Annotated in this window: 18 protein-coding genes; 5 read left to right on the top strand and 13 right to left on the bottom strand. The window is 74.0% G+C overall.

Annotation, left to right across the window (positions count from 1 at the left end):
- Positions 1–49: 49 nt before the first annotated feature.
- The 7 genes from ACI79Y_RS15915 to purS all read right to left on the bottom strand — a co-directional run bounded on the left by ACI79Y_RS15915 (position 50) and on the right by purS (position 6826).
- Complete coding sequence (locus ACI79Y_RS15915; RefSeq protein ID WP_457159418.1) at positions 50–1141, bottom strand: S-(hydroxymethyl)mycothiol dehydrogenase; 1092 nt, start codon at positions 1139–1141, stop codon at positions 50–52.
- A 127-nt stretch (positions 1142–1268) separates the two neighbouring features.
- A complete protein-coding gene (locus ACI79Y_RS15910) occupies positions 1269–1391 on the bottom strand; it encodes an MFS transporter small subunit (protein ID WP_457159417.1) in 123 nt (40 codons plus the stop codon).
- Positions 1388–2803, bottom strand: a complete 1416-nt coding sequence (locus tag ACI79Y_RS15905; protein WP_457159416.1) for an OFA family MFS transporter — start codon at positions 2801–2803, stop codon at positions 1388–1390. The genes ACI79Y_RS15910 and ACI79Y_RS15905 overlap by 4 nt, the downstream gene beginning before the upstream one ends.
- 228 nt (positions 2804–3031) lie before the next feature.
- Positions 3032–3421, bottom strand: coding sequence for a sterol carrier family protein (locus ACI79Y_RS15900; RefSeq protein ID WP_457159415.1), 390 nt, complete (start codon positions 3419–3421; stop codon positions 3032–3034).
- A gap of 10 nt (positions 3422–3431) precedes the next feature.
- On the bottom strand, positions 3432–5783 hold the full coding sequence (gene purL, locus ACI79Y_RS15895) for a phosphoribosylformylglycinamidine synthase subunit PurL (protein WP_457159414.1): 2352 nt from the start codon (positions 5781–5783) through the stop codon (positions 3432–3434).
- A gap of 77 nt (positions 5784–5860) precedes the next feature.
- Entirely contained in the window at positions 5861–6535 is a 675-nt protein-coding gene (gene purQ / locus ACI79Y_RS15890; RefSeq protein WP_457159413.1) for a phosphoribosylformylglycinamidine synthase subunit PurQ, read from the bottom strand.
- A gap of 42 nt (positions 6536–6577) precedes the next feature.
- Positions 6578–6826: a phosphoribosylformylglycinamidine synthase subunit PurS gene (purS, locus tag ACI79Y_RS15885; RefSeq protein WP_457079789.1), complete on the bottom strand. Its 249-nt coding sequence runs from the start codon at positions 6824–6826 to the stop codon at positions 6578–6580.
- Between the two features lie 207 nt (positions 6827–7033).
- Here purS and ACI79Y_RS15880 point away from each other — a divergent pair, with 207 nt between their 5' ends.
- The gene (locus ACI79Y_RS15880) at positions 7034–7696 is read left to right on the top strand and encodes a flagellar brake protein (RefSeq protein ID WP_457159412.1); all 663 of its coding nucleotides are present in this window, start codon (positions 7034–7036) and stop codon (positions 7694–7696) included.
- Positions 7697–7897: 201 nt separating this feature from the next.
- On the opposite strand, the gene ACI79Y_RS15875 is transcribed toward ACI79Y_RS15880, so the two are convergent.
- Positions 7898–8764 carry a phosphoribosylaminoimidazolesuccinocarboxamide synthase gene (locus tag ACI79Y_RS15875; RefSeq protein WP_457159411.1) on the bottom strand — a complete coding sequence of 289 codons (867 nt, stop codon included), beginning with the start codon at positions 8762–8764 and terminating at the stop codon, positions 7898–7900.
- A 79-nt stretch (positions 8765–8843) separates the two neighbouring features.
- Positions 8844–10151, bottom strand: a complete 1308-nt coding sequence (gene purB, locus ACI79Y_RS15870; protein WP_457159410.1) for an adenylosuccinate lyase — start codon at positions 10149–10151, stop codon at positions 8844–8846.
- Positions 10152–10242: 91 nt separating this feature from the next.
- Here purB and ACI79Y_RS15865 point away from each other — a divergent pair, with 91 nt between their 5' ends.
- Positions 10243–11727: an AI-2E family transporter gene (locus ACI79Y_RS15865; RefSeq protein WP_457159409.1), complete on the top strand. Its 1485-nt coding sequence runs from the start codon at positions 10243–10245 to the stop codon at positions 11725–11727.
- Between the two features lie 88 nt (positions 11728–11815).
- A complete protein-coding gene (locus tag ACI79Y_RS15860) occupies positions 11816–12277 on the top strand; it encodes a VOC family protein (RefSeq protein WP_457159408.1) in 462 nt (153 codons plus the stop codon).
- 71 nt (positions 12278–12348) lie between these two features.
- Here ACI79Y_RS15860 and purD read toward each other — a convergent pair whose 3' ends face one another.
- Positions 12349–13611 carry a phosphoribosylamine--glycine ligase gene (gene purD, locus ACI79Y_RS15855; RefSeq protein WP_457159407.1) on the bottom strand — a complete coding sequence of 421 codons (1263 nt, stop codon included), beginning with the start codon at positions 13609–13611 and terminating at the stop codon, positions 12349–12351.
- Positions 13612–13890: 279 nt separating this feature from the next.
- Between purD and ACI79Y_RS15850 the strand changes: the two genes are divergently transcribed.
- Positions 13891–14937, top strand: coding sequence for a glycerophosphodiester phosphodiesterase family protein (locus tag ACI79Y_RS15850; protein WP_457159406.1), 1047 nt, complete (start codon positions 13891–13893; stop codon positions 14935–14937).
- A 60-nt stretch (positions 14938–14997) separates the two neighbouring features.
- Here the strand turns inward: ACI79Y_RS15850 and ACI79Y_RS15845 are convergent, their stop codons facing one another.
- The 3 genes from ACI79Y_RS15845 to ACI79Y_RS15835 all read right to left on the bottom strand — a co-directional run bounded on the left by ACI79Y_RS15845 (position 14998) and on the right by ACI79Y_RS15835 (position 17205).
- The gene (locus ACI79Y_RS15845) at positions 14998–15216 is read right to left on the bottom strand and encodes a hypothetical protein (protein ID WP_457159405.1); all 219 of its coding nucleotides are present in this window, start codon (positions 15214–15216) and stop codon (positions 14998–15000) included.
- A 33-nt stretch (positions 15217–15249) separates the two neighbouring features.
- Positions 15250–15765, bottom strand: a complete 516-nt coding sequence (locus ACI79Y_RS15840) for a hypothetical protein (protein ID WP_457159404.1) — start codon at positions 15763–15765, stop codon at positions 15250–15252.
- Between the two features lie 150 nt (positions 15766–15915).
- Complete coding sequence (locus ACI79Y_RS15835) at positions 15916–17205, bottom strand: adenylosuccinate synthase (protein ID WP_457159403.1); 1290 nt, start codon at positions 17203–17205, stop codon at positions 15916–15918.
- A gap of 65 nt (positions 17206–17270) precedes the next feature.
- Here ACI79Y_RS15835 and ACI79Y_RS15830 point away from each other — a divergent pair, with 65 nt between their 5' ends.
- Positions 17271–17888, top strand: coding sequence for a hypothetical protein (locus tag ACI79Y_RS15830; RefSeq protein ID WP_457159402.1), 618 nt, complete (start codon positions 17271–17273; stop codon positions 17886–17888).
- Positions 17889–18000 lie beyond the last annotated feature (112 nt).

Below are 18000 nucleotides of genomic sequence, written 5' to 3'. Positions count from 1 at the left end.
TCGGTCGCCGGCGCTCCCTGCGATGCTCGCTCGCGCGTCGCCATCGCGGTCACTTGTCCAGCACCACCACGGAGCGCAGCACGTCGCCGTGGTGCATCTTCTCGAAGGCCTGCTCCACGTCGCCCAGCCCGATGGTCTCGGTGACGAAGTCGTCGAGCGGGAAGCGGCCCTGCAGGTACAGGTCGACCAGCATCGGGAAGTCGCGGCTGGGCAGGCAGTCGCCGTACCAGGACGACTTGAGCGCCCCGCCGCGGCCGAAGACCTCCAGCAGCGGCAGGGTGATCTCCATGTCCGGGCGCGGGACGCCGACCAGCACGACCCGGCCGGCCAGGTCGCGGGAGTAGAAGGCCTGCTCGAACACCGCCGGGTGGCCGACCGCGTCGATGGTCACGTCGGCGCCGAAACCTCCGGTGAGGGACTTGATCGCCTCGACCGGGTCGGTCTCCTTCGAGTTGACCGCGTGGGTGGCGCCGAGCTTCCTCGCCCACTCCAGCTTCCGGTCGTCGATGTCGACGGCGATGATCGTCGTGGCACCGGCCAGCTTCGCCCCGGCGATCGCGGCGTCCCCGACGCCGCCGCAGCCGAAGACGGCCACGCTCTCACCGCGCTGGACGGCGGCGGTGTTGATCGCCGCGCCGACGCCCGCCATCACGCCGCAGCCGAGCAGCCCGGCCGAGGTGGCCGGCGCCTGCGGGTCGACCTTGGTGCACTGCCCGGAGTGGACCAGCGTCTTCTCGGCGAAGGCCCCGATGCCCAGCGCGGCGGACAGCTCGGTGCCGTCGGCCAGCGTCATCTTCTGCGCGGCGTTGTGGGTGTTGAAGCAGTACTGCAGCTGCCCCTTGCGGCAGGCGCGGCACTCCCCGCAGACCGCCCGCCAGTTGAGCACCACGTAGTCGCCGACGGCGACGTTGGTGACGCCCTCGCCCACGGCGGAGACGACGCCGGCGGCCTCGTGGCCCAGCAGGAAGGGGAACTCGTCGTTGATGCCGCCCTCGCGGTAGTGCAGGTCGGTGTGGCAGACCCCGCAGGCCTGCACGTCCACGACCGCCTCGCCCGGACCCGGGTCGGGCACGATGATCGTCTCGATGGTGACCGGAGCACCCTTGCTGCGGGCGACGACGCCCTGGACCTCGTACGACATGTCCCGGAGCCTAGGTCGAGGCCCGTGCATGCGCTGACCCGCATGCCCCTCAGCAGTGGCCCCGGACAGCACAGCGCCCCTCCTGCCGGGCGGCAGGAGGGGCGCTGTGGACGGGCGCTGCGCCGGCTCAGCCGGTGAACAGCGAGCTGGCGGTGCGGATGGTCTGCACCAGCCCGTACACCAGCGGGAGGCCCACCAGGGCCCAGGCGAAGGCGACCAGGCCGGTCGGCGTGCTGCTCTTCTCGCTCATCGGGCGGTGCTCCGTTCGGGGTTGGCGCGGGCGGTGGCGGGGGTGGTGGCGTGCGGCTCGTGCCACTTCGCCGCCACCGGCTTGACCAGCAGGTTGGCGACGAAGCCGATGGCCAGCAGGCCGACCATGATGAACAGCGCCGGCCGGTAGTCACCGGCGTTGAGCTGCCCCGGGGTGCCCTGCATGTCCAGGACGCCGTTGACGATCAGCGGACCGGCGATGCCGGCAGCCGCCCAGGCGGTCAGCAGCCGGCCGTGGATGGCGCCGACCTGGTACGTGCCGAAGAGGTCACGCAGGTAGGCCGGGACGGTCGCGAAGCCACCGCCGTAGAAGCTGATGATGATCGCGGCGAGCGCGACGAACAGCCAGACGGCGCTGCTGCCGACGGTGGCCAGCAGGACGTAGAGCACCAGGCCGACACCGAGGTAGACCATGTAGATGCCCTTGCGGCCGATGTAGTCCGACGTGGACGACCACACGAACCGGCCGGCCATGTTGAACAGCGACAGGAGCCCGACGAACCCGCCGGCCGCGGCCGCGGCGACCGCAGAGATCTCGCCCTCGCGGAAGAAGTCCTGGATCATCGGTGCGGCCTGCTCGAGGATGCCGATGCCGGCGGTCACGTTGCAGAACAGCACCGTCCACAGCAGCCAGAACTGCGGCGTCTTGATCGCGTTGCCGGCCGAGACGCTCTCGGTGGTGACCAGGGCGCGCTGCTTGACCGTCGAGGGGTCGAAGCCGGCGGGCCGCCAGTCGTCGGCGGGGACGCGGACGATGAAGGCGCCGAACATCATGAAGACCAGGTAGACCAGGCCCAGAGTGACGAACAGCCCGGCGACCGAGGCGCCGCTCGGGGTGGTCCCGGCGGTGCCGTCGTAGGTCGGGTCGTACCAGTTCATCAGCTGGCGGGACAGCGGCGAGGCGATGAGCGCGCCACCACCGAAGCCCATGATCGCCATGCCGGTGGCCAGGCCCGGGCGGTCCGGGAACCACTTGATCAGCGTGGACACCGGCGAGATGTAGCCGATGCCCAGGCCGATGCCGCCGATGACGCCGTAGCCGAGGTAGACCAGCCACAGCTGCTCGGTGGCGATGCCGAGGGCGCCCACCAGGAAGCCGACCGACCAGAAGCAGGCCGCGGTGAACATCGCGGCGCGGGGGCCGTTGCGGTCGACCCACGTGCCGAAGACGGCGGCGGAGAGGCCCAGCATCACGATCGCGATCGAGAAGATGATGCCGATCGCGGTGAGGGTGGAGTCGAAGTGCGAGACGAGGGCGGCCTTGTAGACGCTCGTCGCGTACGCCTGGCCGATGCACAGGTGCACGGCGAGAGCCGCTGGCGGGATGAGCCATCGGTTGAAGCCCGGCTTCGCAACGATGCGCTCCCGGGCCAGGAAGCTGGGTACTGCCACGGAGACCTCCGAGGTGACGGAACGGCGCGGCCGGTCGGACGAGCCAGCCGCGCGAGTCACTTCCCTGTGAGCTCCGTCGCGACCGGAGGGACGGTACGACGCCGGGCGGCCGTTCGCCCGCCGCAGTACCCGAAGTGGGGACGGCGTGTCTCATCACGATTCCGCAGGTCGCGCCGCACGTCGTCGACGTGTCGACCACCGCGGGCGGCGACCCGGGTGCTCGGGTGCTCAGCCGGAGCGCAGCGGGGGCAGCGGCAGGTGCGCCGAGAGGTCGGCGCGGCTGCCGCTGGCGCCGACCCGGCCTCCGGCGAGCGCGTCGGCCCAGGACAGCGCCCCGGTGGCCAAGCGCAGCCAGGTCCCCGGGTCGGTCTCCACGACGTTGGGCGGGGTGCCGCGCGTGTGCCGGGGCCCCGGGATGCACTGCACGGCCACGAACGGGGGCACCCGCACCTCCACCGACCGACCCGGCACCTGCTGGGCCAGCCAGCGCGCCGAGGTCTTCACCGCCGCGCCCAGCACCGCCCGCGCGGGCTGGTCGGCCTCCCCGGCCAGCCACGGGCGGACGGCGTCCACCGCGGCGCGCAGCTCCTCGGCCGGGATCGGCTGCGGCGCGGCCATCAGGCCGCCATCAGCTGGTCGGGACGGTGCCCGCGGGGATCGAGCCGACGGCGACCTCCGGGCTGCCGAACAGAGCCGGCAGCGTCCCGCTCCAGGCCTCCCGCAGCTCGGCCAGCGGCAGCTCCAGCAGCCCGTCCAGCACCAGCGCGTCGCCCCCGGTGGTGCCCAGCTCGGTCACCGCGACGCCGGCGGCCTCCGCGGCTGCGCGGACCGCCGCCGGGTCGGCCGTGGTGACGACGACGCGGGCCACCGACTCGCTGAACAGCGCCGCCGTGGCGTCGCCGGTCAGCGTGAGCCGGGCCCCGGTGCCGTAGCGCAGCGCCGACTCGGTCAGCGCCTGCGCCAGGCCGCCGTCGGCGAGGTCGTGCGCGGAGCTGACCGCGCCCTCGGCCGACAGCCGCACCAGCAGCTCACCGAGGGTGCGCTCGGCGGCGAGGTCGAGCCGCGGCGGCCGGCCACCGAGGTGCCCGTGCACGACCGACGCCCATGCCGAGCCACCGAACTCCGGCCGGGTCTCCCCCAGCAGCAGCACCGTCTCGTCCGCGGCGCGCCAGCCGGTGGGCACCCGCCGGGCGACGTCGGCGTGCACGCCCAGCACGCCGATCACCGGCGTCGGGTTGATCGCGACCTCACCGGTCTGGTTGTAGAGGCTCACGTTGCCGCCGGTGACCGGCAGCCCGAGCTCGCGGCAGCCGTCGGCCAGACCGCGGACGGCCTCGGCGAACTGCCACATCACCTCGGGGTTCTCCGGTGAGCCGAAGTTCAGGCAGTTGGTGACCGCCAGCGGCGTGGCACCCGAGACGGCGACGTTGCGGTACGCCTCGGCCAGGTTCAGCTGCGCCCCGGTGTAGGGGTCCAGCCGGGCGTACCGGGCGTTGCCGTCCAGCGCCAGCGCGATGCCTCGGTTGCTGCCCTCGTCGATCCGGACGACGCCGGCGTCCTCGGGCTGGGCGAGCACCGTGTTGCCGCGCACGTAGCGGTCGTACTGCTCGGTGACCCAGGTCTTGTCCGCGCCGTCCGGGCTGGAGACCACGGCCAGCCAGTCGGCCCGCAGGTCGGTCGAGGACGACGGCGGGGCGTCGGCCTGCAGCGCGTCCAGGTCGGCCGGGCGGGCCATCGGCCGCTCGTACACCGGGCCCTCGTGGGCGACGGTGCGCGGCGGGACGTCGACGATCCGCTCGCCGTGCCAGTCGATGACCAGCCGGTCACCTTCGGTGACCTCACCGATGACGGTGGCCAGCACGTCCCACTTGCGGCAGACGGCGAGGAACGCCTCGACCTTGTCCGGCTCGACGATCGCGCACATCCGCTCCTGCGACTCGCTCATCAGGATCTCGGCCGGCGTGAGCGTGCTGTCGCGCAGCGGGACGGCGTCCAGGTCGATGTGCATGCCGCCGGTGCCGGCGCTGGCCAGCTCGCTGGTGGCGCAGGAGATGCCGGCCCCGCCGAGGTCCTGGATGCCGGTGACCAGGTCGTCGCGGAAGATCTCCAGGCAGGCCTCGATGAGCAGCTTCTCGGTGAACGGGTCGCCCACCTGGACCGCGGGGCGCTTGGCCGGGCCCTCGGCGTCGAAGGTCTCCGACGCCAGCACGGACACGCCCCCGATGCCGTCGCCACCGGTGCGGGCGCCGAAGAGCACGACCTTGTTGCCGACGCCCTCGGCCTTGGCCAGCCGGACGTCCTCGTGCTTCATCACGCCCACGCACAGCGCGTTGACCAACGGGTTGCCCGCGTAGCAGTCGTCGAACAGCAGCTCGCCGCCGATGTTGGGCAGGCCCAGGCAGTTGCCGTAGCCGCCCACCCCGGCGACGACGCCGGGCAGGACCCGCGCGGTGTCCGGGGCGTCGGCGCGGCCGAACCGCAACGAGTCCATGACCGCGACCGGCCGGGCGCCCATGGTCAGGATGTCGCGCACGATGCCGCCGACCCCGGTCGCCGCCCCCTGGTAGGGCTCCACGTAGCTGGGGTGGTTGTGCGACTCGACCTTGAAGGTCACCGCGTAGCCCTCGCCCACGTCGACGACGCCGGCGTTCTCGCCGATGCCGACCAGCAGCGCGTCGCTCGGCGGCAGGTCACCGAACCGGCGCAGGTGCACCTTGGAGGACTTGTAGGAGCAGTGCTCGCTCCACATCACCGAGTACATGGCGAGCTCGGCGGTGGTGGGGCGGCGGCCCAGGATGTCCCGGATCCGCTGGTACTCCTCCTCGCGGAGCCCGAGCTCGGCGAAGGGCTGCTCGTCCTCCGGCGTCCGCGCGGCGAGGTCGACCGTGTCGAGCCGGCCGGCCAGCCGCCCGGGGCCGGTGTCGAGCTCGGAGAGCCCGGCGGTGGCGCTGGCCTGCCCGGCGGTCACGTCGGCGCTCACGCGATCACGCTGCTCGACTCCGGACTCGTTCCGCTCCTCGGTCGCTGGCGCTCCCTGCGATGCTCGCTCGTCCGTCGTCATCGCGACACCACCAGGGCGGTCAGCACGCTGGTGAAGAACCCCAGGCCGTCGACCGACGGGCCGGTGAGGTCCTCGACGGCGTGCTCGGGGTGCGGCATGAGCCCGACGACGCGGCCGTCCTCGCTGCACACCCCGGCGATGTCCCGCGAGCTGCCGTTCGGGTTGCCGTCGACGTAGCGGACCACCACGCGCCCCTCACCCTCGAGCCGGTCCAGGTCGGCCGGCGCCGCCACGTAGCGGCCCTCGCCGTTCTTGACCGGGACGACGATCCGCTGGCCCGCCGAGAACGACGAGGTCCACGCGGTGTCGGCGCGCTCCACCAGCAGCCCCTGATCGCGGTTGCGGAAGTGCAGGTGGCCGTTGCGGGTGAGGGCGCCGGGCAGCAGCCCCGCCTCGCACAGCACCTGGAAGCCGTTGCAGATGCCCAGCACCGGCAGGCCCTGTCGGGCCGCGGCCACGACGTCCTGCATCAGCGGCGACCGGGCGGCGATGGCACCGGCGCGCAGGTAGTCGCCGTAGGAGAAGCCGCCGGGCAGGACGACGGCGTCGACGCCGGCCAGCTCGTGGTCGGCGTGCCAGAGGGAGACGGGCTCGGCGCCGGCGAGCCGGACCGCGCGCGCGGCGTCGACGTCGTCCAGGGAACCCGGGAAGGTGATGACACCGATGCGCACTGATCTTCTCTCCGTCGTGGTGCGGCCTGGACGACGTCCGGCCTAGTCGGTGGTGCGAGCGGGGAGGTGCAGCTCGACGTCCTCGATGACGGGGTTGGCCAGCAGCGTCTCGGCGATCTCGCGGAGCTCCGCCTCGTCGGGATCGCCGTCGACCTCCAGGACGAAGTGCTTGCCCTGACGGACACTGCGGACACCGGAGTGCCCGAGCCGCCCGAGGGCGCCGAGCACGGCCTGCCCCTGCGGATCGGAGATCTCTGGCTTCAGGACGACGTCGACGACCACCTCGGGCACGTCGAGAAGGGTACCGGCTGCCCGGCGCGGGCCGGCGGGGAGCGCGGGCGGCGGGCCGGACCGGCCCGGGCGGGGGATCCCCCGAACGGGTGGCGCCGTCCGCCCGTCGCGCCCACCACCTGCGGTTCCGCGCCGATGATGACCTCGACGAGACCGCCGTCCGGCGGTCACCGGACGGACGCGACGAACTGGAGGCACGGACCGATGGTGGCGGGCACCCCGAACGTCGACTTCCCGGCCGATGCCACCGCCCTCAGCGTCCTGCCGCTGGGCCGGGACGAGGCGCTGACCAGCCGGGTCCGGCGGACCAGCGACACGCTGCTCTACGTGAGCCACCCGCGCGACCCCCGCGGCGAGGGCGCCGAGTTCGTGCCCCAGGACATGCTGGAGCTGTCCTGGCAGGCCGACGACGGCCTCCGGTCGATCCCCACCGAGGCCATCGGGGTCGCCGACGACGGGCTCTGGAAGCTCAAGATCACCGGCCCGGCCAGCCGGCTGCAGCGTCGCGACGCCGTGCGCGCCCCCATCGGGCTGCCGGTGTCGCTCGCCTGGGACAAGACGGTGCTCACCGGCAGCACCGTCGACCTCAGCGAGGGCGGCGTGCTCGCCGTCTTCCGGGGCTACGCCGACCTCGGGGTCGGCACGCCCTTCCCCAAGCGCGGCCGGACGATGACGCTGCGCCTGGACCTGTGGTCCGACGAGCTGGTCACCGAGGTCCAGATGGTCCGCCGCCGGCCCCGCCAGGACCAGCTGCACGAGTTCTCGCTCGCCTTCGTCGACCTGCCCGAGTCCGCCGCGGACCTCATCCGCTCGCACGTCTTCACCGCACTGCGCAACGCCCGCACCCGCGGCATCTCCGCGCTGTACTGACCGCGGCGCTTCCGCGCCGCACCGCGGCCAGCGGCCGTCCCCGGCCGCCGTGGAGCCGTGGAGCCGTGGAGCCGTGGAGCCGTTGCCCGCGATGCCGGCGGGAGGCCTCCGGCCTCCGCGCCGACCTCGCGGAACGGTCCTCCCGGACCGTGGGTGCCTGCCGTCCCCCGTTCACGCGGTCGGGCCACCAGCCGGCTCCGTTCAGACGAAGCGCTGGCCGGTGAGCTGTTCGTAGGCCTTGACGTAGCGGTCGCGGGTGGCGGCGACGACGGCGTCCGGGAGCTCCGGCGGCGGGGACACCCGGTCCCAGCCCGAGGTCGTCAGCCAGTCGCGGACGAACTGCTTGTCGAAGGAGGGCTGCGCCGCCCCCGGCGACCAGGTCATCGCCGGCCAGAAGCGCGACGAGTCGGGCGTGAACACCTCGTCGCCCAGCACCAGCGGACCGCCACCGGCCGCCGTGCCGAACTCGAACTTGGTGTCGGCCAGCACGATCCCCGCGGCGTGCGCGATCTCCGCGCCCCGCCGGTAGAGAGCCAGGGTGAGCGCACGCAACGCCTCGGCCCGCTCGGCACCGACGGCGTCGACCACCTGGGCGAACCCGATCGCCTCGTCGTGCGCACCCTGCTCCGCCTTCGTCGACGGGGTGAACACCGGCTCCGGCAGCTGGGAGCCCTCGACCAGCCCGGCCGGCAGCGGGACGTCGACGATCGCGCCGGTGCGCTGGTACTCGACCGTGCCCGAGCCGGACAGGTAGCCGCGGGCCACGCACTCGACCGGCAGCATCTCCAGCCGGCGCACCAGCATCGCCCGCCCGGCCACCTCGGCCGGGACGTCGGTCGCCGAGACCAGGTGGTGCTCCGCACCGTGTTCGGCCAGCACCGGGGCCAACTGCTCGAACCACCACACCGACAGCTGGGTGAGCACCCGGCCCTTGTCCGGGATCGGGGTGGGCAGCACGTGGTCGTAGGCGGAGATCCGGTCGCTGGCGACCAGCAGCAGCCGGTCGTCGCCGACCCCGTAGACCTCGCGCACCTTGCCCCGCGCGACCAGCGGCAGGTCCAGGCTCACGACGTCCCCCGTTCGCTCCCGCGGCGTGCTCCGCTCCTCGCTCGCTGGCGCTCGCTGCGATGCTCACGCGCCTGTCCGCTCACGACAGCGCCGCCAGCCGGTCGAACAGCGGGCCGAGGTTCTGCACGTACCGCTCCGGCCGGCAGATCTCGTCCAGCCGCGTCTCGTCCAGCGTCACGCCGTCGGTCTCGGCCCGGGCGCGCAGCGTCGTCCGGAACGGAGTGCCGGTGTTCCAGGTCTCCATCGCCGCCGACTGCACCAGCGCGTACGCCGCCTCGCGTGACAGCCCGCCCTCGACCAGCTCCAGCAGCACCGACGAGGTGTAGATCAGCCCGCCGGTCGACTCCAGGTTGTCGCGCATCCGCTGGACGTCGACGACCAGGTTCTCCACCAGGCCCGCGGTCAGGTTCAGCAGGTAGTCGGTGGTGATCGCGGCGTCGGGCAGGAACACCCGCTCGGTGGAGGAGTGCGAGATGTCCCGCTCGTGCCACAGCGGGATGCCCTCCATCACCGGCACGATCGCCGCGCGCACGACCCGGGCCAGCCCGGCGATCCGCTCGGAGCGGATCGGGTTCTTCTTGTGCGGCATCGCCGAGGAGCCCTTCTGGCCCGACCCGAACGCCTCGGACAGCTCCCGCACCTCGGTGCGCTGCCCGTGCCGCACCTCCAGGGCGATCGCCTCGCAGACGGTGGCGATGATGCCCAGCGCGGAGACCCACTCGCTGATCCCGTCGCGCAGCACCACCTGGGTGGAGGCGTCCGCGGCGCGCAGCTGCAGCGCCTCGGCCACGGCCACCTCGACCTGCGGGTCGATCAGCGAGTAGGTGCCGACGGCGCCGGAGATGGCCACCACGCCCACCGACTCGCGCGCGCGGCGCAGCCGGTCCCGGGAGCGGGCCATCGCGAAGGCGAGGTCAGCGACCCGGTGGCCCCAGACGTCGGGCTCGGCGTGCACGCCGTGCGTGCGCCCCACCTTGATGGTGTCCCGGTGCGCCAGGCCGTGGTCGCGCAGCGCCGCCACCAGCCGGTCGGCCTTGGCCAGCAGCACGTCGGTGGCGTCGGTGAGCTGCACCGCCAGCGCGGTGTCCAGCAGGTCCGACGACGTCATGCCGTGGTGCACGTAGGCCGCGGCGGAACGCGGCTCGGTGTTGTCGGCCCAGGCGGTGAGGAAGGCGATGACGTCGTGCTGCGTCGTCTCCTCGATCTCCGCGACCCGGGCGGCGGTCGGCGGTGGCGCGTCGCGCACCGGCTCGACGACGTCGGCGGGCACCCGGCCGGCCGCCGCGTGCGCCTCGAGCACGAGCGTCTCCACCCGACACCAGAGGGCGTACTTGTGCTCGTCACTCCAGACCCGCCCCATCTCGGGCAGGGTGTAGCGGTCGATCATGCGGGTACCGCCCGGAACTGGTCAGCAGGTCGTGGCACGGGGACATCCTCCCGCACCGGCCGGCCGGCCCGCGCATCCCCTCGGAGGAACCATGCTGAAGCGGGCCGCCCGTGCGGTCTCCCGCGCCCGGGAGCACCTCCGGGCCGCTGCCGAGCGCGACCCCTACGCCTGGCCCGACGGGACGGTGCTGGTGCTCGACGACGGCACCCGCGCCGTCGTCGACCACGTCGAGGGCCACCCGCCCCCCGAGCCGGACGCCGCCGTGGGCACACGGCCCGCCGGCCACCCGAACCGGCGGCCGGACCAGGACGGCGCCGTGGGGAGCGACCCCGGCCCCGCGGGCAGCCCGCACCCCGCCGCCCCCGACGTCGACGTGCCCGGCGGCGTCAGCGGACCACCCCGCCCCGGCGGTCCGCCGCCGGCTGCCGGCCGCGACCGCAGCCGGGCCAGCCTGCTCGCGCCGGAGGCGCCGGTCGCCGCCGACCGCGAGGTGCCCAACGGGCTGCGCATCGCCGCCGCCTGGTCGTGGCGGGCGATCGTCGTGGTCGCCGCCGGCTACCTGGTGCTGCGCGCGGCCGGCTACGTCGCCGTCGTCCTGGTGCCGGTGTTCGTGGCGCTGCTGCTCGCGGCGCTGCTGCAGCCCGGCGCGGCGGCCCTGCGCCGGCGCGGCTGGCCGTCGTCCCTGGCGTCGCTGACGATGCTGGTGGTCGGCCTGGGCGTGGTCGCCGGGATCATCACGCTGGTCGTCGAGGAGTTCGTCGCCGGGTACGCCGACCTCGCCGACCAGGTGGGCCAGGGCATCGAGCAGGTGCGCGACTTCGCCGTCGACACCTTCCCGATCTCCCAGTCCCAGATCAACGACGCGCTCGACGGCGCGCAGAGCGCGATCGTCGCCAACCGGGACGTGCTCACCACCGGGGCGCTCACCACCGCCGCGACGGTCGGTGAGGTGCTCACCGGCATCCTGCTCACCCTGTTCACGCTGTTCTTCTTCCTGCTGGACGGCCGGCAGGTCTGGCTGTGGCTGGTCGGCCTGACGCCCACCAACTCGCAGGCCTACCTGGACGAGGCCGCCCGTCGGTCCTGGCGGACCCTGATCTCCTACGTGCGGGCCACGGTGGCCGTCGCCGCCTTCGACGCGGTGTTCATCGGCATCGGGCTGCTGATCCTGGGCACGCCGCTCGTGGTGCCGCTGGCCGCGCTGGTCTTCCTCGGCGCGTTCGTCCCGATCATCGGGTCGTTCCTCGCCGGCACCGTCTCGGTGCTGGTCACGCTGGTGGCGCTCGGCCCCATCCAGGCGCTGGTGACGCTCGGCGTCATCGTCGTGGTGATGCAGCTGGAGGGGCACGTGCTGCAGCCGCTGCTGCTGGGCCGGGCGGTCTCGGTGCACCCGCTGGCGGTGGTGCTGGGCATCGCGGCCGGGCTCCTCGTCGGCGGCATCTTCGGCGCGCTGATCGCCGTGCCGGTGATCGCCTGCGGCAACGTGGCGGGCACCTACCTGTCCCGCCGGCACGAGGGCCCGCGGCCACCGCAGCCGGACACCCGCCGCGCCCGCCGGCTGGTCCGCGCGGAGTGAGCCGCGCGCTGGACCCTTCCCCTCGGCACGCCCGGGTGGACTGGTGTCCTGCACCCGGCACGCGCGCCCCCAGGAACGGAGGACCCCGATGAGCCGCCAGGTCCAGGTGACCTTCGACGCCGCCGACCCGCGGGCGCTGTCGTCCTTCTGGCGCGAGGTGCTGGGCTACGTCCACCCGGCTCCGCCCGGGGTCGACCTGCCCGAGGGCGCCGACCCGCTGGCCGCCTGGGACGACGTCCTCGCCCGGCTCGGCGTCCCCGCGGAGCAGCGCAACGCGCGGTCGGCCATCGAGGACCCGGAGGGGCAGGGCCCACGGCTGTTCTTCCAGCAGGTGCCGGAGGGGAAGACCGTCAAGAACCGGGTCCACCTGGACGTCCGGGCCGCTCCCGGGCTGCAGGGAGCGGCGCGGATGGCGGCGCTGGAGGCCGAGTGCGACCGGCTGGTCGCCCTCGGCGCGACGCGGCTGCACCGCGTCGAGCCCGAGCCCCCGATGGAGGCCGGCTTCATCGTGCTGGCCGACCCCGAGGGCAACGAGTTCTGCCTGGACTGACGAAGGACCTGCCTGCCCCCCACGGTCGCTGCGCTCATCGCGGGAACCTGCAGGCAGGCCGTCGGACCGTCCTAGCGAATGCGTTCCTCGACCGCGGCCAGGGCGATGTCGGTGCGCCAGTGCGCGCCGGCCAGCCGGACGCCGGCCACCCGCTCGTAGGCGGTCTGCCGGGCAGCGGCCAGGTCCTCGCCGACGGCGGTGACCGCGAGCACCCGGCCCCCGGCCGACCGCACCGTCCCGTCCGGGCCGACGGCGGTGCCCGCGTGCAGCACGCCCTCGCCGTCGGCACCGGTGATCGGGTCGCCGGTGCGCGGCCGCTCCGGGTAGCCCGACGCCGCGACGACGACGGTGACCGCGGCGCCGTCGCGCCAGCGCAGCGGCGGGTGGTCGGCCAGCGCGCCGGTGGCCGCGGCGTGCAGCAGCCCGGCGAGCGGGGTTTCCAGCAGCGGCAGCACGACCTGGGTCTCGGGGTCGCCGAAGCGGGCGTTGAACTCGACCACCCGCACGCCGGCCGAGGTCAGCGCCAGCCCGGCGTAGAGCAGCCCGCTGAACGGCTCACCGCGGCGGCGCAGCTCGTCGACGGTGGGCTGCAGGACGGTGCGCAGCACCTCCTCGACCAGCCCGGCCGGCGCCCAGGGCAGCGGCGCGTAGGCGCCCATCCCGCCGGTGTTCGGCCCGCCGTCGCCGTCGTTGCGGCGCTTGGCGTCCTGCGCCGGCAGCAGCGGCACCACCGTGGTGCCGTCGGTGACGGCGAACAGCGAGACCTCCGGGCCGTCGAGGAACTCCTCGACCAGCACCGCGCCGCCGGCGTCGAGCACCGCGCGGCCGTGGGCCAGGGCGGCGGCCCGGTCGGGGGTGACCAGCACGCCCTTGCCGGCGGCCAGCCCGTCGTCCTTGACCACGAACGGGGTCGCGCCCGCGGCAGCGACCTCGTCCAACGCCGTCTCCAGCTCGGCGACGCCGCCCACCGGCCAGGACCGGGCGGTGGGCACGCCGGCGGCGGCCATCACGTGCTTGGCGAACGCCTTGGACGCCTCGATCTGCGCGGCCTGCGCCGACGGTCCGAAGCAGGCGATGCCCGCCTCGCGCACGGCGTCGGCCGCGCCTGCCACCAGCGGCACCTCCGGGCCGACGACGACCAGCTCGGCACCCCACTGCTGGGCGAGCGCCGCGACCGCGGCCGGGTCGGCGACCTCGACCGGCAGCGGATCGGCGATCACCGCGGTGCCGGCGTTGCCCGGCGCGCAGGCCAGCGCCGTGACGGCGGGGTCGGACTGCAGAGCCACGCACAGGGCGTGCTCCCGGGCACCGGAGCCGATCACGAGCACGCGCACGACGCAGAACCTACCCAGCGGCGGATCGGCCAGCGGCCGGGACGCCCGACCGAAACGCGCCCCGCACGGCCCGGGCCCGCGCGGACTCCCGCGGTCAGGGCGAGCTCGCGCGGCCCCCCGCCGGCACGGCCGGATCGGTCGCGCACGACACACCCGGGGATGAGAGATCACTCACAGGGGTGACGCCGACCTGCAGCTAGGGGCCTTGTCCTCCGATTCATCCCCATGGTGTCGGCGCACGTTCACCCGCCGGACGGCGACGTGGGTTTCCCTGGAGTCATGTCCGAGACCGGCCTGCGGGCCGCTCCCTCGTCCCGACGCACCTCGGCCCCCGTGGTGATCGGTCACCGCGGCGCCCCGAGCTACCGCCCGGAGCACACCGCGGCGAGCTACGAGCTCGCCGTCGACCTGGGCGCCGACCGGATCGAGCCCGATCTCGTCGTCTCCCGGGACGGCGCCCTCATCGCCCGGCACGACGCCGAGCTGTCCCGCTCCACCGACGTCGCCGACCGCCCGGAGTTCGCCGGCCGGCGGCGCACCGCGGACGTCGACGGCGAGGAGCAGACCGGCTGGTTCGTACAGGACTTCACCCTCCCCGAGCTGCGCACCCTGCGGGCCATCGAGCGGCTCCCCGCGGTGCGGCCGCTGAACACCGCCTACGACGGCCGCTTCGGCGTGCTCACCCTGGCCGACGTCGTGGAGCTGGCCCGGCGCCGGTCGACCCCGGCCCGGCAGATCCAGGTGCAGGCCGAGCTCAAGCACGCCGCCTGGTTCGCCGCGCAGGGCCTGCCGATGAGCGAGCTGGTCGCCGCCGAGCTGCGCCGGCTGGACGCCGCGCGCCCCGACGGCCCCGTCGTCGTGATGGCGTTCGAGCAGGATCCGCTACGCGAGCTGCGCGCCGACCTGGGCGCCGACGGCCCGGTGCTGGTCCAGCTGGTCGACGAGGAGGGTGTGCAGGACGCCCTGGTCACCCCCTCCGGCCTGCGCGAGATCTCCACGTACGCCCAGGGCATCGCCCCGCACAAGGGCCGGATCCTGCTGCACGGCGCCGACGGCTCGCTCGTCGGCGTCTCCGACCTGGTCAGCCAGGCGCACCGGGCCGGCCTGACCATCACGCCGTGGACGCTGCGGCCGGAGAACCTGTTCCTCCCGCGGCACCTGCGCCACGGCAGCGACCCGCACGGGATGGGCGACGCCCAGACCGAGGCCCGGCTGCTGTTCGCCCTGGGCTGCGACGGCGTGATCAGCGACGCCCCGGAGACCGCCTTCCGGGCCCGCGCCGAGCTGTCCGCCGAGGCCCTGGCCCCGGTCCGCCCCCGCGTCTGAACGCTCCGGCGCACCGGGGCCCGGACCCGCTGTCGAGCAGCCGCTCCGGGCCCCGGCGGATCACCTGCGCCGGCCGGCTCCGGCCCGCCGGTCGTTCGCGGACGCCCTCCCCGCGGAGGCGCCGCGCCTGGGCACCACCGCCGGAGCGGCGAACCAGGCCAGCGCCGCCACCACCGCAAAGACCCCCAGCCCGAAGAGGGCCTCACCCAGGGTCAACGGCCAGTTCGCGGCGAAGGCCACCAGGGCGCACGGCACCAGCACGACCAGCATGCACTTCACCGCGACACGGTGTTCAGGTGTCATGATCACCCCTCAGCGGCAGTTGTACGTCCGGGCCCGGTTGACCGCACCCGCGTACGTGAGCCGCAACTCGAGCCAGCAGCTCGGGTTGTAGTAGATCCCGACCCACGCCGCGATGACGGCAGCCGCACCCGTGGCCACGATGCACCCGGTGCCGGCGGTCGCGAGGCACACCAGCGTCGCCACCGCCGCGGAGCCGCCCTGCAGGATGAACCGCTGGTCCTGCGGGGACATCCGCAGGTAGACGTACCGCCCCAGCCCCACGCTCACCTGCGCGGAGATCTCACCCTCGGGCTCCGCCCCCTCGACCACGGGGTTCTCGAAGCTCGTGGCGAGGCTCTCGCTCAGCGCGATCACCTCGTCAGCCGTGAGCACCGGCCCGTCCTTGATCAGGTCGAGGTTGCCGCTCTTCGCGGCCGCCTTGATGGATGCCATCTGGGCGGCCGCGTTCGCCGGCCGATCAGAGTTCCCCGGCGCGGCGCCGGCCGGAGCCGCCACACCGAGCAGCGTGGCCAGAGCTGCCACCACGACGACGATCGTTCGCCTCGTTCCCATCGTTGCCCCCACATCCCGTTGCGCAGCCGATCGACTGCAGTTCCGGAACGTAAAGATGCGCTACTCGTGTGGCAAGGGTCACATCAGCGCGTCGCGGCGACACGCCGCACCACTCCGACTGCGCTACCCCAGCAGGTCGTGGACGACGACGTTCTGGTCGCGGCCGGGACCGACGCCGATCACGCTGATCCGGGCCCCGGAGAGCTCCTCCAGCCGCCGGATGTAGGCCTGCGCGTTGGCCGGCAGGTCGTCGAAGGTGCGGCAGGCGGTGATGTCCTCGAACCAGCCGGGCATCTCCTCGTAGACCGGCTTGGCGTGGTGGAAGTCGGTCTGCGTCATCGGCATCTCGTCGTGCCGGACGCCGTCGACGTCGTACGCGACGCAGATGGGCACCGTCTCCAGCCCGGAGAGGACGTCGAGCTTGGTGAGGAAGTAGTCGGTGATCCCGTTGACCCGGCTGGCGTACCGGGCGACGACGGCGTCGAACCAGCCGCAGCGCCGGTCGCGGCCGGTGGTCACGCCGACCTCGCCGCCGTGCTTGCGCAGGTACTCGCCCCAGTGGTCGTGCAGCTCGGTCGGGAACGGACCGGAGCCCACGCGGGTCGTGTAGGCCTTGAGGATGCCCACCACCCGCTCGATCCGGGTGGGGCCGACGCCGGCGCCCACGGCCGCGCCGCCGGCGGTCGGGTTGGACGACGTGACGAACGGATAGGTGCCGTGGTCGACGTCGAGCAGGGTGCCCTGCGAGCCCTCCAGCAGCACCCACTCGCCGGCGTCCAGGGCCTGGCCCAGCAGCAGGCGGGTGTCGGCGATGCGGTGCTTGAGCTGCTCGGCGTAGCCGGCGTACTCCTCGACCACCTCGTCGACGTCGATGGCCTTGCGGTTGTAGACCTTGACCAGGACCTGGTTCTTCTCCGTCAAGGTGCCCTCGAGCTTCTGCCGGAGGATGGAGAGGTCGAGCAGGTCGGCCACGCGGATGCCGTTGCGGGCGACCTTGTCGCCGTAGGCCGGGCCGATGCCGCGGCCGGTGGTCCCGATCTTCCGCTTCCCGAGGAACCGCTCGGTGACCCGGTCCAGCGCGCGGTGGTGCGGCATGATCAGGTGCGCGTCGGCGGAGATGACCAGGCGCGAGGTGTCGACGCCGCGCTCCTCCAGGCCGGCGAGCTCGCCGATGAGCACCTCGGGGTCGATGACCACGCCGTTGCCGATGACCGGCGTGCAGCCCGGGGTGAGGATGCCCGACGGGATCAGGTGCAGGGCGTACTTCTCGCCGTCCGGGGTGATCACGGTGTGCCCGGCGTTGTTGCCGCCCTGGTAGCGGACGACGTAGGGGACGCGCCCGCCCAGCAGGTCCGTCGCCTTCCCCTTGCCCTCGTCGCCCCACTGGGCGCCGATCAGCACGACTGCGGGCATCGGGTCGGTCTCCTCGTCACATCGACACCGGCAGGAACCGGTTGGCCAGGTGGCAGGGTATCGGCATGCCCGTGACCCAGCTCGACCTGCGCGGTCTGGCGGCCACGCAGCCGCCGTCCCGCCGGCACGTCGCCTCGGTCGTCGACGACGCCGAGGAGGTGCGTGTGCTGGGCCCGGTCCCCGCGCTCGCCGCGGTGCTGGCCCGACTCTGGCGCAAGGAGCGGCTGCCCGCCGTCCCGGTCGCCTGGGAACCGGCCGACGACGCCGCGTCCCGGGGGCTGGCCCGTGCGCTCGCCGTCGGCTCCGGCACCGAGCGGGAGCTGCCGCTGGTCCGGGACGACCACGGCGGCGTGCTCCTGTGGCACGGCCGCGTCACCGCCTTCGGCGCGCCGCGGCGCGCCCTGGCCCGGCGGCTGGGCGCGCAGGCGTACCACGACGACCAGCGGGTGGCCGACGGGCCGATCACCCGGATCGACGTCCGGCCGGACTGGACGACGGTGGACCGGATCTCCGTCGCCGTGGTCGCGGTGCCGCTCCGCCCGGTGCGCCGCACCACCGGACGGGCCCTGCAGGTGGCCAGCGCGCCGGCGCAGGTGACCCGCGACGGGGTGCCCTTCGACCGCGAGGTCACGAAGTGGACCTGGTACGGCGACGACCGGGTCCGCTGGCTGCTGCGCCCCTGACGGAGACCCCGCTGCCGCGCCACCCGTCCGGGTGGGATCTTGCAGCGGGGCCCGGACGGTGGTGGACACTGGGGTCACCGCCCCGCCCGAGGAGGTCGTGCTGCCGTCGTCC

The organism is Modestobacter sp. SYSU DS0875 (assembly GCF_054050915.1).
Note: the sequence above shows the minus strand (reverse complement) of the source record. Positions and strands in the feature narration are given on the sequence as shown.